Below are 15,683 nucleotides of genomic sequence, written 5' to 3'. Positions count from 1 at the left end.
GTGCCGCCACGGCACTGCATGCCGGACGGCGCACAGGCGCTGGTTCAGACGATCGGCGGGCGGATCGGCGGCGGCACACGCGGCGGTGCGCGGGCGTGCAATGCAAGCGTCGGTACATCACTGCGCAGGCGATCGTCTGCAGGCATTGCCCGATCGGACGCGAGCGCAGCCGAAGCCGCCATGCAAGCCTGATCGCACACGGCCGCGCTGTCGTCGCAGCAGGGGGCACCGGAAACGTCGGACACGACGGCGAGCGCAGTCGGAATCACGTCCGCTGCAGCGTCGGAGCCGTCGTGGCACGGGGGAGCATCGTCGCTGTGCATCGCGTCCGAGACCTCCGGCTCCATCGCGACGCCGGCATGCGCGCCGTGACCCGCCCCTGACGCCGCACCCGCGTGCGCGACCGCCGCGCCGTTGAGCGCGAGCAGCAGGCACAGCAGCAGGTTCAGCAGGCGGCGGACGGGGTTCACGACCGCACTTTAAACGACCTTGCCCGGTGTGCCGTAGCGCGCGGCTGAACGCCCGCCGCCGGCGCGGGCGCGTCGTGCGGCTCTGCTAGGCTCGCCGCCAGCCGGGGAGGGCCGCCATGAACGACGCATCGGGACCGCACGCGAACGCACCGGCATTGCCGCCGCCCCCGCGCAGCCAGTTCGCCCTGCTCGCGCAGCGCCGCTTCGCTCCGTTCTTTGCGACGCAGGCGATCGGCGCGTTCAACGATAACGTCTACCGGCAGGCGATCATCGGCCTGCTGTTCTTCCTCGGTGTGAGCGCGGACGACAAGGCGCTGTACGCGAACCTCGCGCCGGCGCTGTTCATCGCGCCCTACTTCCTGTTCTCGGCGATCGCCGGGCAGATCGCGGAGAAGCTCGACAAGGACCGACTGATTCGCATCACGACCGCGATGGAGATCGCGATCATGTCGCTCGCGGCGGTCGGCTTTTTCATGCAGAACCTCGTGGTGCTGCTCGTCGCGCTGTTCTGCACGGGCGTGCAATCGACGCTGTTCGGGCCGGTGAAATATTCGATCCTGCCGGCGGTGCTGCATTCGCGCGAGCTCACCGGCGGCAATGGGCTTGTCGAGATGGGCACGTCGATCGCGATCCTGCTCGGCATGATCGCGGGCGGGCTCATCTTCGAGGCCGGCGGTTCGAACGGGCCGTGGATCGCAGCCGCGGCCGTCGTCGCGCTCGCGGTCACTGGCCACCTCGTGAGCCGTGCGATCCCGCCGGTGGCCGCGGGTGCGCCGGAGCTGCGCGTGCAGTGGAACCCGTTGCCCGAATCGATCGCGATTTTGCGCCTGGCCAAGCGCCAGCTCGCGGTGCGCAACGCGATCCTCGGCGTGTCGTGGTTCTGGTTCGTCGGCACGGTGCTTACCGCGCAGCTGCCGGCCTACGCCGAGCTGCACCTCGGCGGCGACGCGAGCCTCTACATCGCCGCGCTCGCACTGTTCTCGGTCGGCACCGGCCTCGGCTCGCTCGTGTGCGAGAAGCTTTCCGCACGCACGGTCGAGATCGGCCTCGTGCCGCTCGGCGCCATCGGCATCAGCGCGTTCCTGCTCGATCTGTATGTCCAGCGTCAGGGCCTTGCACCGCTGCGTGTCGAGTCGTTCGCCGCGTTTCTGCAGGCCCCCGACGGTTGGCACATCGCGTTCGACCTCGTCGGCATCGGTTTTTCGGCCGGCGTGTTCGTTGTGCCGCTGTTCGCTTTGATCCAGAGCCGCACGCCGAACGCCGAGATGGCGCGCGTGATCGCGGGCATGAACATCCAGAACGCCGCGTTCATCGTGCTTGCCGCGGTGCTCGGCCTCGGGCTGCAACGCGTGCTCGGCTGGTCGATTCCGCAGTTGCTGCTCGCGCTCGCGATCGCAAATGCGCTCGTCACGGTCTGGATCTTCACGATCGTCCCCGAGTTCCTGATGCGGTTCCTGAGCTGGGTGTTCGTTCGCACGCTGTACCGGCTGCGCGCGCGCGGCATCGACCACATTCCCGACGAAGGGCCTGCGCTCGTCGTGTGCAACCACGTGAGCTACATGGACGCGCTGATCCTCGCCGCGAGCATTCCGCGGCCGGTGCGCTTCGTCATGTACTACCGGATCTTCAACATCCCGGTCATGCGCTGGATCTTCCGCACCGCTAAGGCGATCCCGATCGCGGGTGTGCGCGAGGACCGTGCGCTCATGGAGCGCGCGTTCGACGAGATCGACGCCGCGCTCGCCGACGGCGAGGTCGTCGGCATCTTCCCGGAAGGCGCGCTCACGAAGGACGGACAGATTGCTCCGTTCAAGTCCGGCGTCGAGCGCATCCTCGCGCGCCGGCCTGTGCCCGTGATCCCGATGGCGCTGCGCGGCATGTGGGCGAGCATGTGGAGCCGGCGCAGCAACGCCGCCAAGGGCGGCCGTCTCGATCGCATGCGTGTGCCGCGCCGGTTCCGGGCGCATGTCGAAGTGGTCGCCGATGCGCCGATGGATGGCGCGAGCACAGATGCGGCGATGCTCGAGGCGCAGGTGCGCGCACTGCGCGGGGACGCGGCGTAGCGCGTTAACGCGTGTCGGGCGCTCGGCAGTGCCGCCGCTTGTACCTGGTGCATCCGCCGCCCGTGCCGTCTGCGCACGTCCGGCCCGCTGCAGCGCAGTGGGCGTTCGCTGAGGGCGCGCGGCAGTGCCGCCGCTTGCACCTCGCGCCTCTGCTGCCCGTGTCGTCTTGCGCACGTCCGGCCCGCTGCAGCGCAGCGGGCGTTCGCTGAGGGCGCGCGGCAGTGCCGCCGCTGGCACCTCGTGCATCTGCTGCCCGTGTCGTCTTGCGCACGTCCGGCCCGCTGCAGCGCAGCGGGCGTTCGCTGAGGGCGCGCGGCAGTGCCGCGCAAGCGCCCTCAGCTCACCCAACCTCCGATCACGAACAGTGCGAGAGCGGCGAGCCAGGCGAGCAGGCATCGCCACACGAGCCCAAGGGCGTCGCGCAGTTCGGGGGCCTCGCGCGCGGCGAGCGTGGCCGGCGGCGGTGAATCAGGGCTCTCGTCGTCGAGCGCGTCGGCGCGATCCTCGTCGAGTTCGCACCGCACGCTCGCGCGGGCTGCGGCTGTCAGAAAGCCATGGTCCGGCCGCAACGAGGCCCCGCCCGCGCGGCGCCACGCCCCCAGCACGGCGTCGAAATGGCCGACGAGCGCGAGTGCGAAGACGATCAGCTGCGCGGCCGGCCAGTCGAGCCACGCGAGCACGCGACGGGCGACACGACGCGTCGCGTCGGCCAGCCGCGAGCCCGGCTCTCCGTCAACACTCCGCTCGATGAGGCGATACCCCAGCGCCCCGGCGGGGCCGAGCAGGACAAACCACAACAGCACCGCGAACTGCCGACGCAGAGCGCAGCGGAACACCGCCTCGACCAGCGCACCGCCCGCCAGCACCGGCGTGTGTCCGGGCGGCCATAGGTGCGCGGCCGCCTCGCGGCGCTGGCGCGTGTCGGAGGCATCGGCAACGGCCTCGACGTCATGTTCGAGGTCCCGCGGGCCCCACGCATAGAACAGCACGCCGATGCCCAGCAGCAGCGCGGGCAATCCGAATACGTCGTTCTCGAGTGCGTTGTGCACCGCCGCGATGAGGACAACGGGCACCACCACCGCGACCGCGAGCGCGGCATGTCCGGCGGCATGCGAACCCTCGCCCAGGCGCGCACCGAGCGCGCTTAAGGCCTGCGAGAACCACGCAAAGCGCCGGATCTTCACCAGCGACGGGGCCGCGCGCATGAGCAACAGGACGACGACGACAGCGATCAGGGCAGCGGACATCGGCATCTCCGGCGTCGCAAGGGACGCACCGATCATATCGCCGCGCTTGCGTCAGACCGCGCGGGCGGGCTGCAGAGCGCGTGCGGGCGTCCGATCGGCCTCGTCGAGCCAGCGCTCGATGAGCCAGCGCGCAATCGAGATGCGTGCCGACAGCAGCGGGCCGCCGTCATCGTCCGCCGAGTCGATGATCGCCTCGCGCGCCTGCGCGGCGCGGACTTCGTCGGCCGTGAACCACCGCGCCTCTTCAAGCTCACCGGTCACCCGCGGCTCGTCCGCCTCGGCCTGCGCAATGAAACCGAGCATGAGCGCGCCGGGGAACGGCCAGGGTTGCGAGGCGAGATAGCGGCAATCGCGCACGCGCACGCCCGTCTCCTCGAGGACCTCGCGCACGACGGTCTGCTCGAGCGACTCTCCGGGCTCGACGAAACCCGCGAGCACCGACCACCGGCGCGCGGCCCACGTGGACTGGCGCCCGAGCAGAAGGCGGTCGCCGTCGGTCACCGCGGCGATCACCGCCGGGTCGGTGCGCGGGTAGTGCTCGGTGCGGCAGCCGCCGCAGTGCGCGAGCCAGCCGCCGCGCAGCAGATCGAGCTGCGTGCCGCATGCGCCGCAGAACCGATGACGCGCTCGCCAGGCCTGCATCGCCCTCGCCTGCGCGAACACGCCGGCCTCGAGGGCCGGCCAAGCGGCGGCGGCGCTGCGAAGATCGATCCGCCCGGGGGCCTCGAACGCCACGCCCGACGCATCGAGCGCGAACCACGCGCCGCCGGCGCGGTCGAGCCCGAGGAAGGTTGCGGCGCCCGAGCCGCCCCGGCCACGGCTGAGCTCCGCGCCACGCGGCGTCTGCGGCGCAAGCTCGCCGTCGGCAAGGGCGCGCCCGTCGCTGTCGAGCAGCAACACGCGGGCGTCGTGCCACAGCGTATCGAGCGCAGCGCCGTCGTCGCGCAGATGCTCGGCGCGGTCAAGCACGGGCGCGCAGCCGCCTTCACCGACAAACGCGAACGGCGCCGCAGGCGCCGTCGATGCGTCGTCGCCGGCGCGCATCAGGCCGAGAACGAGGACCCGCAGCCGCAGGTCGTCTTCGCGTTCGGATTGCGGATCACGAACTGCGCGCCGTGCAGGCTCTCGGTGTAGTCGACTTCCGCGCCCATCAGGTACTGCAGGCTCAGCGGGTCGACAAGCAAGGTGACACCGTCGGTGCTGACCGCGAGGTCCTCTTCAGCCTGCTGCTCATCGAACTCGAAGCCGTACTGGAACCCCGAGCAGCCGCCACCGTGGATGTACACGCGCAGCTTCAACGCGTCGTTGCCCTCCTCGGTGATGAGCTCGCGCACTTTCGTGGCGGCAGCCGAGGTGAATTGAAGCGGCGCCTCGAGGGACTGGTAGTCCGGGGCAGCGGTGAGCGTGTCGTCGTGCATGCAGGCAGGATGGGGGGCGCGGCGCGGGCATTCAAGCTCGCCCGCGGATCATCGCGTTGCGCAGTGGGCCCGGGTTACGACGCCGGACGCGGCTCGGCGCCTTCGCCGGTCGCTTCCCGCCACGTGAACGACTCCTCGATCGCCGCTCCGCTGCGCGGGACGAGCCGCACCGTAACGCGGACCGGCTCGAAGCCGTCGGGCAGCACGACATCGCCCTCAACCTGCTGGAAATAGCGGAACGAATAATCGACGGCGGGCGCCGAGGGCTGCTGGCGCAGGTCGGCCCACGACAGCGTCTCCAGGCGCCCGCCGCGCGTGCCTTCGATCGCGAGCGTGAGCCGCCCGTGGCTGACCGCGCCGCGGTTGAGGTTCTGGGTGAGCGTCGACGTGAAATGCCACGCATGGCCGTTCTGCGGCTGCATGCGCAGCGCATGCACGCTCAAGCCGCGGCGCTGGGAGGTCGCGCCGACGAGCCGCTCGTAGAACGCCACGTCGGCGCGCAGTCCGGCGAGTTCTTCATCGCGCTCCGCAAGGGCCGTCTGCAGGTCGCGGTTCGCGTCGCGGCTGATCTGGTCGGAGCGGCGCAGCGTGGCGACCTGCTGGCGCAGCGTTTCCAGCTCGGCGCCCTGCGTGCGCAGTGCAGCGCGCGCGTCGTCGCGGTCGCGGCGCGCGCCGGCGGCATCGGTGCCAAAGGTCTGCCACAGCCCCCACAGGCCGAACGCGAAGGCGAGTGCAATGAGCGCGGCTTGCAGGGACGGGCGCGCGCGGCGCGGGGCGGAGTCGTCGGAAGTGTGGGTCATGACGCAGGAATGGCTGGAGCGCCGTCACAGCCTACACGGCGCACGGCCGCGTCTGAGGGAAAGTCCCGATGACGCGGCCGTCACGCTGCGTATCGTGCGTTTGCGGGGGAAATGCCCTCGTGCCGCATGCTGGAGGAGGTCGCGATGTCGGAAGCGCAGCTGTTCGCAACGGGCGTCGTGCTGGCCTGGCTGGCCGGGGTCCGCGTGTATCTCACGGTGTTCGGCATCGGTGTCGCCGGCGCGATGGGCTGGCTCGATCTGCCTTCCACCCTCGAGGTCACGCGCTCACCGTGGGTAATCGGCGTGTCCGGCCTGCTTGCGGCGACGGAATTCTTTGCCGACAAGATCCCCGGCGTGGATTCGGGCTGGGACCTGCTGCACACACTGCTGCGGATCCCGGCGGGCGCGTTTCTCGCCGCGGCGACGCTGTCGTCGGACGGCGAACTCGGCGCCGGCGGCCTCGTGGCCGGCGCGGCCGCGGCGTTCGCGAGTCACGCGTTGAAATCAGGCACGCGCGCGTTGATCAACACATCGCCTGAGCCGATCACGAACTGGACGGCGTCGACGACCGAGGACGCCGCCGTGCTCGGCGGCCTTGCGCTCGTCATTGCGCACCCGTGGGCCGCCCTCGCCCTCGCCGTGCTCTCGACCGCCCTGCTGGGGGCCGCGGTGCTCTGGGCATGGCGCCGCCTGCTGCGGCGCCCGTCCCGCGGCCTCGCGCGCTGATCAGCGCTCGATCTTGGTGCCGAGGTAGACCTGGTCGCCGAGGCGATCCATCAGCGCGAGCTGCGTCTCGATCCAGTCGATGTGCTCTTCCTCGGACTCGAGGATGTCCGCGAACAGCTTGCGGCTCACGAAATCGCTGACCGACTCGCAGTGCGCGATCGCCTCGCGAAGCACCGGCAGGCCTTCGTACTCGAGGGCGAGATCGCAGCCGAGCAGCTCACGCACGTTCTCGCCGATGCGCAGCTTGCCAAGGGCCTGGAAGTTCGGCAGGCCGTCGAGGAAGAGGATGCGCTCGGACAACTTGTCCGCGTGCTTCATCTCGTCGATCGACTCGTGATACTCGTGATCGGCCAGCTCTTTCAGGCCCCAAGTCTTCAGCATCTTGGCGTGCAGGAAGTACTGGTTGATCGCCGTGAGCTCGTTGTAGAGCGCGCGGTTGAGGTATTCGATGACCTTCGGGTCGCCTTTCATGTCCGGAACTCCTGGGGGGAACGCGGGCACTCTAACGACGATCCGCGATCGATGACGGAACGCGAATCGAGTGCATCCCCGCAGGGCCGCGCATGGGCGCGGCAACGGAAGAGGCTGGCAGCAGTGACCGCGCGTCAGGCGGCGTTCTGCAGCATCGGCAGGTCGCGACGCGCGTGCACGTCAGCGATGAGTTCCGCGGCCATCTCGAGGCAACTGCCGCAGTTCGCGCCGGCGCCGGTGCGCATCGTCAGTTCGGACACCGTGCGACAGCCGGCTTCGGCGGCCTGGAGGATGTCGCGGTCGGTGACACCGTTGCAGAGGCAGACGTACATACGGGGCGGTCCGATAAGGGACGGGCGCGGCGGTTCGACCGCAGCCCCATTCCGCCACGAATGCGAATCAGTGTCAATCGCGAACAGCCGGCTAGGCTGAATCGGCCGCCGGCCTGCCCGGCGGACGGCCCGGGCCGAATCGGCGGTCCGGGCGCACGGGCGCAAGCTCCGGTCGCGGGGGCGGCACCGCCTGGGCGCCAACGGCGAGGCGCGCGAACTGCGCGAGGTGGCGCAGCGCGCTCCAGTAGACCTCGCGCTTGAACGTCACCACGTGCTCGACCGGGTACCAGAACTCGACCCAGCGCCAATGGTCGAACTCGGGCTTGTCGGTGAGGTCGAGCCGCAGCGCGGATTCGTCGCCGGTGAGCTTGAGCAGGAACCAGACCTGTTTCTGGCCGATGCAGACGAGGCGGTCGTGCCGGCGGATCGCGCGCGACGGCAGCCGGTAGCGCAGCCAGCCGGGGGTCGCGCCCAGCACTTCGACGTGTTCCGGCAGCAGGCCGGTTTCTTCGCGCAGCTCGCGGTACATCGCCTCGAGCGGCGTCTCATCGCTGTTCATCCCGCCCTGTGGGAACTGCCAGCCGTCGCGATTGACCCGGCGCGCCCAGAACAGGCGCCCGTCGGGCTTCATCAACACGATGCCGACATTGGGGCGGTAACCGTCCGGATCGATCACGATGCGGACCCCCGAAAGGACTGACTTGCGTCGCTGGCTTCGACTCTGCCACGCGGCCCCGACCCCGACAAGCCACACGCCGGCGATTGACAGCCCGCGCTCGCGCATGAAGAATTGGCGGTTCTCCGCGAGGCTATGTAGCTCAGCCGGTTAGAGCACAGCACTCATAATGCTGGGGTCGGTGGTTCGAGTCCACCCATAGCCACCATGCGAGAGACCATTTAAGCCCGCGAATTTGCGGGCTTTTTTGTGCCTGGACTGCGCGCTCGGTCGCTTTGGGCACCAAGGCAGCCGGCGCGGCAGCTCCCGCCGTTGCTCTCCGGGCAGCGCTGACAATGCGGCTGGACCGAGTCGCAGGGCGGGACTCGGTGGACTCAGCTCAGTCGCGATCGGCAATCCGCGCAAACGTGCCCGCACGCAGGATATAGCTCCAGCGATTTCCGCTCCCATCGTTGACCGATATGGCGTCGCGCTCGAAAACGCCGCTCATATCCTTGATGAGGTCGTTGTGCCGGGAGCCCTTCGCTTTCATCGCGATGCCCGTCAACCCGTGCTCACTGGGGATCAGCAGCGGCCTGGGTTCGCCGGAAAGGCAAACGCCGATGGCAGCCTTCGCGGGCGGTGCCTTGCGATCCATGAGGCTGGCCCAGTCGCCATGACCGTCCCTGTTGAAGTCGCCCCGTATCGAGGACGCCGGCCGAATCTGGAAGAGGCTGTAGGCCTGCCCAACTGATTGCAGGCATTCCACCTCGCTCTGCTCCACGCATAGGGCGGCAAATGGAGCAGCCAGAATGAAAAAGGCTACAGAACAGGCGCATTTACAGGTCAACTCCTCGGGAGGCGGCAGAGTGGGCCACAGGGATACGTCGGACCAATGATAGGCCGACCTCATTTCTTATTACCGCCGGTTAGTTGGACCGACCCAGCTGAATTGCGCGCACGCGAAGTGCAAGGCTCGGACACAGTCTCGCTGCTCCTCAGCTGCGCCGCCCTTAGCGCAGCACTCGCCATGCGGGGTTCGCTCACGCGCCGGCCATCTAAGCGAGGCACTATAGAACTGACGCTGACCCAGTTTTCTAACCCGTTTTTTTACGTCCCAGGATAGACAGCTGTAGCCACGCTCGGGATCGCGCAACCGCACCCAGCAGTGGCAGATACTCAGACTACGACGACGCGGAGTCGACCGGGACCACCTCGGCGTTGCCGATAGGCAAACATTCGCCGGACCGCCGCGTGCTTGGTTTCTGCAGCATCTGCACCTTGGTGCCCACTGCAGAGCCGAGGTAAGGAAGCGATCCGCCGAAAGTTGTCTTTCTTAGTTCCGCGCTCAACCGCGTAAATTCCGCTGGCAGAACCACCACGCGGCCGACCATCCGAGTCCGCAAGCTCTGCGAATTTTTGTGCGCGGACGAAAGGTTGGACAGGCTCCTTAAATGCCGCGGATGAACAGGGTTTATGCGTGTTGGGCTCTGCGAGACGGCTGACTACCCACGGAACCGCACGCACAAGCCCCTCACTCATTCGCATCGCGTGCCGGAGGACTTGAGCACGGGCGAGTTCGGCTCGCCCGATCTATCGAGCCACCTCGCAGTTTCTGTCCGAACGGCGACTCGCCAGCGAGACGCAAATGCGGCAGGCTGCGCACGGGCAAAGGCACGTTTGAAGAGCGTCCGAGCAAGCGGAATTTGGCGAGAGCTTTTCGCTCGGACGCGCGCGAATCCACAAGGAAGGGAGCTGAGAAGTTGAATATTCGAAATCTAGTAGGGGCCGGAGCTGCGTTTGTGCTTGGCGCTGGGCTCATGCACGCATACTCGACCTATTCAGCGACTGACGGAAATGCTCCGGCGCCGTCCGGCGCAGCCGCCCCCGCGGCGGCAACTCCGTTCGGATCAGCGGCGCCGGCGAGGTCCCGCCATGTGTCTGGAGGCGAGGCGCCGGCGCAATTCACCCGGGCTCCTCTACCGGCCGCAGCACGTGAAGTCCTGGCGGCCACGCCCGTAACCGCTCCGTCTGCCACAGACCAGAGCTCGGGAGCGCCGGCGCCACATGACTACGGCCCGTCAGAGGCACGATTCTTTACTGACGGGCTACTCAACGACGGGGTGGCCGAGTTAATGGACTCGAAGGATTTCGACCGCGAAGTTGCAAGCCTGCGCGTCGAGGGCGGCGCACAAGGGGTCGAGCTCGAAGAGGCTTACCGCATGGAGATCGAAGACGCACTCCGCGCCGTTAATGCGCCAGCCCGGCTAGACCGCTTCGGGTGCGCGACGAACGTGTGCGTAGGCTCGATTCGCGCGCCAGATGCGGACTGGGTCAGCCGTTGGTCCGGCGAGCTGCATTCGCCCAATCGCTTGCCGATGCCTTCGATGTCGACTCGAGTGATGAAACTGGATGAGGACAACTACGAAGTCCGCATGATGTTCACCACCCGCGGCACGGCCGGGTTCCACGTCAGATTCGGGCAGCCGGGCACGAGAGGCTAGTCCGCTGGCGCGTGGGAGCACCGATCCTTTTCCCTGAGCACCCCAGCAGCTCGCTGCAAGCCCCCCCTGGGCGCCTCATAGACGCCAGTGCATTGAGGCGCTGCCCGAGGGGACATGGCCGCCGCGGGAAGGCAGACGTCTACAAATGCTGCGCCTCTACCCCGCAGTGACGAACGCTCGCACGCGGCGCATCTGCTCGCTGAGCTTTTCCTGCGGCGTTTCGTCGGAAAAGTCGCGGAACTCACCGGCATCGAAATAGACCCATGGCACAGGCCGCAGGACTCGTATCCGATGTGCGGCTGACCTGCGGCGACCATACGGAACAGTGGAATGCTGCAGCGTGGACAGCACGGGCGCGCCGCAGGATTCGGCGCGCCGGAACCCGGCCTAGCCGCGTCGATACCGTCGGCGCCGCGCATGTCGCGACGCTGAAAGCTCGACCACAAGAAAAGTTCTGGCGCGACCGTAGAGGCCCCGGGCCACCCTGAACCGGCTAGACACCCGCTCGGCGCGACGGCCGACCCGGAGCGCGGCGAGGCCGGATTCGCGCGCGCCAGGTTGCCAGCGCGCCCGATTGGGCAGCCCGGCGCCGGCTCAGGCCGCGGTGGGGACCCAGCAGGTAAAATCGCCGGTCACCCGCCGCTCCGTCGCCTGCCCGGCCCGGTCGCGGCCGACGCCCCTGCAACTTGCACCGATGCCGCCGGCGACCCGCCCGGTTGCGGCCCTTCTTCCTGACCCGAGCTGCCATGAACTCCAACCACCGCAAGCCCCTGCCGGGTACCTCGCTCGACTACTTCGACGCGCGCGCCGCCGTGGACGCAATTCGGCCGGGCGCCTGGGACACGCTGCCCTACACCGCGCGCGTGCACGCCGAAAATCTCGTTCGCCGCGCCGAGCCCGTGAAGCTGCGCGATTACCTGATCCAGCTCATCGAGCGCCGCCGCGACCTCGACTTCCCATGGTTCCCTGCGCGCGTGGTCTGCCACGACATCCTCGGCCAGACCGCGCTCGTGGATCTGGCCGGCCTGCGCGATGCGATCGCCGAGCAGGGCGGTGACCCGGCGGCCGTGAATCCGGTCGTGCCGGTGCAGCTCATCGTCGACCACTCGCTCGCCGTCGAGTGCGGCGGCTTCGATCCGGACGCGTTCACCAAGAACCGCGCAATCGAGGACCGGCGCAACGAGGACCGGTTCCACTTCATCGAGTGGACGAAGCACGCGTTCGAGAACGTCGACGTAATCCCGCCGGGCAACGGGATCATGCATCAGATCAACCTGGAGAAAATGAGCCCGGTGATCTACGTGCAGGACGGCGTCGCGTTCCCCGACACCTGCGTCGGCACCGACAGCCACACGCCGCACGTCGATGCGCTCGGCGTGATCGCGATCGGCGTCGGCGGGCTCGAGGCGGAGAGCGTCATGCTCGGCCGCGCGTCGTGGATGCGGCTGCCCGATATCGTCGCGGTCGAACTCACGGGCAAGCCACAGCCGGGCATCACCGCGACCGACATCGTGCTGTCGCTGACCGAATTCCTGCGCCAGCAGAGGGTCGTCGGCGCGTATCTCGAGTTCCGCGGCGAAGGCGCGGCCGCGCTCACGCTCGGCGACCGCGCGACGATCTCGAACATGGCGCCCGAGTACGGCGCGACGGCGGCGATGTTCTTCATCGACGACAACACGCTCGACTACCTGCGCCTGACCGGCCGCACCGACGAGCAGATCGCGCTCGTCGAGACATATGCGAAGACCGCCGGGCTGTGGGCCGATGCGCTCGTCACCGCGCAGTACGAGCGCACGCTCACGTTCGACCTGTCGAGCGTGGTGCGCACGATGGCCGGGCCGTCGAACCCGCATGCGCGCGTGGCCACGAGCGAGCTCCTCGCCCGCGGCATCGCCGGCGACCTCACGCTCGCGCGTGAACAGGAAGCGCAGGGCCTGCTGCCCGACGGTGCGGTGATCATCGCCGCGATCACGAGCTGCACGAACACGAGCAATCCGCGCAACGTGATTGCCGCCGCCCTGCTCGCCCGCAACGCGAACCGCGCCGGCCTCGTGCGCAAGCCGTGGGTCAAGACCTCGCTCGCGCCGGGCTCGAAGGCGGTGCAGCTGTACCTCGACGAGGCCGGGCTCACGACTGAGCTCGAACAACTCGGCTTCGGCATCGTCGGGTTCGCATGCACGACCTGCAACGGCATGAGCGGTGCGCTCGACCCGGTCATCCAGCAGGCAATCGTCGAGCGCGATCTGTACGCCGTGGCCGTGCTCAGCGGCAACCGCAACTTCGACGGCCGCATCCACCCGTATGCGAAGCAGGCGTTCCTCGCCTCGCCGCCGCTCGTGGTCGCGTATGCGATTGCGGGCACGATCCGCTTCGACATCGAGAAGGATGCGCTGGGCCTCGACGCGCAGGGCGACGCGATCACGCTCAAGGACCTGTGGCCCTCCGATGAGGAAATCGACGCGGTGCTCAAGGCCTCGGTGAAGCCCGAGCAGTTCCGCAAGATCTACACGCCGATGTTCAACGTGCGCGTCGAGCACGGCGAAAAGGCGAGCCCGCTTTACGACTGGCGCCCGATGAGCACGTATATCCGCCGGCCACCGTACTGGGAAGGGGCGCTCGCGGGCGAGCGCGCGCTGCGTGGGCTGCGTCCGCTCGCGGTGCTCGGCGACAACATCACGACCGACCACCTCTCGCCGTCGAACGCGATCATGCTCGACTCCGCCGCAGGCGCGTACCTCGCGAAGATGGGCGTACCGGAAGAGGACTTCAATTCATACGCAACGCACCGCGGCGATCACCTCACCGCGCAGCGGGCGACGTTTGCGAACCCCAAGCTCTTCAACGAGATGGTGCGAGACGAGACCGGCAAGGTGCGCCAGGGTTCGCTGGCGCGCCTCGAGCCCGAGGGCCAGGTCATGCGCATGTGGGAGGCGATCGAGACCTACATGGAACGCAAGCAGCCGCTGATCATCATCGCAGGCGCCGACTACGGCCAAGGCAGTTCGCGCGACTGGGCCGCCAAGGGCGTGCGGCTTGCGGGCGTCGAGGTCATCGTCGCCGAGGGCTTCGAGCGCATCCACCGCACGAACCTCATCGGCATGGGCGTGCTGCCGCTCGAGTTCCAGCCGGGCACGAACCGCCACACGCTCGCGATCAACGGCACGGAAACCTACGACGTGCTCGGTGAGCGCGCGCCGGGCGCGATGCTCACACTCGTGATCCACCGCCGCAGCGGCGAGCGCATCGAGGTCCCGGTGACCTGCCGCCTCGACACCGGCGAGGAGGTCTCGATCTACGAGGCAGGGGGCGTGCTGCAGCGCTTCGCGCAGGACTTCCTCGAGTCGAACAAGAAGGCGGCGGCATGAACCACGCACCGCAACTGCGCATTCCCGCCGTTTACATGCGCGGCGGCACGAGCAAGGGCGTGTTCTTTCAGCTGGACGACCTGCCCGAAGCAGCGCGCGTGCCGGGCCCGGCGCGCGATGCGCTGCTGATGCGCGTGATCGGCTCGCCCGACCCGTACGGCAAGCACACGGACGGCATGGGCGGCGCGACGTCGAGCACGAGCAAGTGCGTGATCATCTCGAAGTCCAGCAAGCCCGATCACGACGTCGACTACCTCTACGGGCAGGTGTCAATCGACACCGCGTTCGTCGACTGGAGCGGCAACTGCGGCAACCTGTCGTCGGCAGTGGGCCCGTTCGCGATCGCGCACGACCTCATCGATGCGGGCCGGGTGCCGGACAGCGGCAGCTGCACCGTGCGCATCTGGCAGGCGAACATCGGCAAGACGATCGTTTCGCACGTGCCGGTGACGAACGGCGAGGTGCAGGAAACCGGCGACTTCGAACTCGACGGCGTGACGTTCCCGGCCGCTGAAATCCAGCTCGAATTCATCGACCCGTCCGACGACGGCGAAGGCGGCGGTTCGATGTTCCCGACCGGCAACCTTGTGGACACGCTCGACGTGCCGGGTGTCGGGACGTTCGATGCCACGATGATCAACGCCGGCATCCCGACGATCTTCCTGCGCGCGGCCGACCTCGGCTACACCGGCGCCGAGCTGCAGGGCGCGATCAACGAAGACAAGGCGGCGCTCGCGAAATTCGAAGCAATCCGCGCGGCGGGCGCCGTGCGCATGGGCCTGATCGGCGATGTGACAGAAGCTGCGAAGCGCCAGCACACGCCGAAGGTCGCGTTGGTGGCGCCGCCGGTCGAGCACGTCACCTCCAGCGGCAAGGCGCTCGGCGCAGGCGATGTCGACCTGCTCGTGCGCGCGCTGTCGATGGGCAAGCTGCACCACGCGATGATGGGCACGGCCTCGGTCGCGATCGCGACGGCCGCGGCGATCCCCGGCACGCTCGTCAGCGAAGCGGCCGGCGGCGGCGAGCGCACGGAAGTGGTGTTCGGCCATCCGTCGGGCACGTTGCGCGTCGGTGCAGAGGCCCGGCAGGTCGGTGGGCAGTGGACGGTGACGAAGGCGATCATGAGCCGCAGTGCCCGCGTGCTCATGGAAGGCCAGGTGCGCGTGCCGGCCGATGCGATGCAGGGGCACTGAGATGAGCGCCGTCGACATCTTCAAGGTGTTCACGATCGAGTCTGCGCATCGGCTGCCGAACGTGCCCGAGGGCCACAAGTGCGCGCGCCTGCACGGGCATTCGTTCCGGATCGAGTTGCACCTGCGCGGCGAGCTCGGCGAGCACACCGGCTGGGTCATGGATTTCGCAGACGTGAAGCGCGCTTTCCAGCCGATCTACGACCGTCTCGACCACCACTACCTCAACGACATCGAGGGCTTGGAGAACCCGACCAGCGAACGTTTGTCGGTCTGGATCTGGGAGCAACTCAAGCCGACGCTTCCGCTGCTCAATGAGGTGGTCGTGCACGAGACCTGCACCGCCGGGTCCCGGTACCGGGGTCCTGCCGCCTGAAAAAGAGGCCGCAGTCTTCACGCAACCTTGACGCAAGCGACTGATCTGAATCGCTTTTGTGGGTCA

General features: G+C 68.3%; 14 protein-coding genes, 1 tRNA gene and 1 pseudogene. 7 read left to right on the top strand and 9 right to left on the bottom strand.

The annotated features are described in order from the left end of the window. Positions 1-44: 44 nt before the first annotated feature. On the bottom strand, positions 45-470 hold the full coding sequence (locus IE075_RS08625) for a CopL family metal-binding regulatory protein (protein WP_189455435.1): 426 nt from the start codon (positions 468-470) through the stop codon (positions 45-47). A 116-nt stretch (positions 471-586) separates the two neighbouring features. On the opposite strand from IE075_RS08625, the gene IE075_RS08620 reads away from it, so the two are divergent. Further along, positions 587-2,533: an MFS transporter gene (locus IE075_RS08620; protein ID WP_189455433.1), complete on the top strand. Its 1,947-nt coding sequence runs from the start codon at positions 587-589 to the stop codon at positions 2,531-2,533. Between the two features lie 335 nt (positions 2,534-2,868). On the opposite strand, the gene ampE is transcribed toward IE075_RS08620, so the two are convergent. From ampE to IE075_RS08600, 4 genes are all read right to left on the bottom strand, one after another. Beyond that, on the bottom strand, positions 2,869-3,780 hold the full coding sequence (ampE, locus tag IE075_RS08615) for a regulatory signaling modulator protein AmpE (RefSeq protein ID WP_189455431.1): 912 nt from the start codon (positions 3,778-3,780) through the stop codon (positions 2,869-2,871). A 51-nt stretch (positions 3,781-3,831) separates the two neighbouring features. After that, positions 3,832-4,824 (bottom strand): NAD(+) diphosphatase, encoded by a 993-nt coding sequence (gene nudC, locus IE075_RS08610; protein ID WP_189455429.1) that lies wholly within the window; start codon positions 4,822-4,824, stop codon positions 3,832-3,834. Then, entirely contained in the window at positions 4,824-5,198 is a 375-nt protein-coding gene (gene erpA / locus IE075_RS08605; RefSeq protein WP_189455427.1) for an iron-sulfur cluster insertion protein ErpA, read from the bottom strand. Before erpA ends, nudC begins: the two co-directional genes overlap by 1 nt. A 74-nt stretch (positions 5,199-5,272) precedes the next feature. Then, positions 5,273-5,998: a DUF6776 family protein gene (locus tag IE075_RS08600; RefSeq protein WP_229792416.1), complete on the bottom strand. Its 726-nt coding sequence runs from the start codon at positions 5,996-5,998 to the stop codon at positions 5,273-5,275. Positions 5,999-6,142: 144 nt separating this feature from the next. Here IE075_RS08600 and IE075_RS08595 point away from each other — a divergent pair, with 144 nt between their 5' ends. After that, the gene (locus IE075_RS08595; protein ID WP_189455425.1) at positions 6,143-6,724 is read left to right on the top strand and encodes a DUF4126 domain-containing protein; all 582 of its coding nucleotides are present in this window, start codon (positions 6,143-6,145) and stop codon (positions 6,722-6,724) included. On the opposite strand, the gene bfr is transcribed toward IE075_RS08595, so the two are convergent. The 3 genes and pseudogenes from bfr to IE075_RS08580 form a co-directional block, all read right to left on the bottom strand. Next, positions 6,725-7,195 carry a bacterioferritin gene (gene bfr / locus IE075_RS08590; protein ID WP_189455423.1) on the bottom strand — a complete coding sequence of 157 codons (471 nt, stop codon included), beginning with the start codon at positions 7,193-7,195 and terminating at the stop codon, positions 6,725-6,727. Between the two features lie 134 nt (positions 7,196-7,329). Beyond that, entirely contained in the window at positions 7,330-7,527 is a 198-nt protein-coding gene (locus IE075_RS08585; protein ID WP_189455421.1) for a (2Fe-2S)-binding protein, read from the bottom strand. 207 nt (positions 7,528-7,734) lie between these two features. After that, a pseudogene (locus tag IE075_RS08580) lies at positions 7,735-8,203 on the bottom strand (RNA pyrophosphohydrolase); the annotation flags it as partial. Between the two features lie 131 nt (positions 8,204-8,334). Here IE075_RS08580 and IE075_RS08575 point away from each other — a divergent pair. Then, positions 8,335-8,411 (top strand) — tRNA-Met (locus IE075_RS08575). A 171-nt stretch (positions 8,412-8,582) separates the two neighbouring features. Here IE075_RS08575 and IE075_RS08570 read toward each other — a convergent pair. Beyond that, the gene (locus IE075_RS08570; protein WP_189455418.1) at positions 8,583-8,966 is read right to left on the bottom strand and encodes a hypothetical protein; all 384 of its coding nucleotides are present in this window, start codon (positions 8,964-8,966) and stop codon (positions 8,583-8,585) included. A 1,351-nt stretch (positions 8,967-10,317) separates the two neighbouring features. On the opposite strand from IE075_RS08570, the gene IE075_RS08565 reads away from it, so the two are divergent. The 4 genes from IE075_RS08565 (at position 10,318) to queD (ending at position 15,617) form a co-directional block, all read left to right on the top strand. After that, positions 10,318-10,686 carry a hypothetical protein gene (locus IE075_RS08565; RefSeq protein WP_189455415.1) on the top strand — a complete coding sequence of 123 codons (369 nt, stop codon included), beginning with the start codon at positions 10,318-10,320 and terminating at the stop codon, positions 10,684-10,686. 746 nt (positions 10,687-11,432) lie between these two features. Then, positions 11,433-14,051 (top strand): Fe/S-dependent 2-methylisocitrate dehydratase AcnD, encoded by a 2,619-nt coding sequence (gene acnD / locus IE075_RS08560; RefSeq protein WP_189455413.1) that lies wholly within the window; start codon positions 11,433-11,435, stop codon positions 14,049-14,051. Then, complete coding sequence (prpF, locus tag IE075_RS08555; RefSeq protein WP_189455411.1) at positions 14,048-15,244, top strand: 2-methylaconitate cis-trans isomerase PrpF; 1,197 nt, start codon at positions 14,048-14,050, stop codon at positions 15,242-15,244. The genes acnD and prpF overlap by 4 nt, the downstream gene beginning before the upstream one ends. 1 nt (position 15,245) lies before the next feature. Then, positions 15,246-15,617 (top strand): 6-carboxytetrahydropterin synthase QueD, encoded by a 372-nt coding sequence (gene queD / locus IE075_RS08550; protein ID WP_189455409.1) that lies wholly within the window; start codon positions 15,246-15,248, stop codon positions 15,615-15,617. The last annotated feature ends 66 nt before the right edge of the window (positions 15,618-15,683 follow it).

The organism is Cognatilysobacter bugurensis (genome assembly GCF_014652095.1).
Lineage (GTDB): Bacteria > Pseudomonadota > Gammaproteobacteria > Xanthomonadales > Xanthomonadaceae > Cognatilysobacter > Cognatilysobacter bugurensis.
The sequence above is the reverse complement of the archived record's forward strand: the minus strand, read 5'-3'. Positions and strand labels throughout refer to the sequence as shown.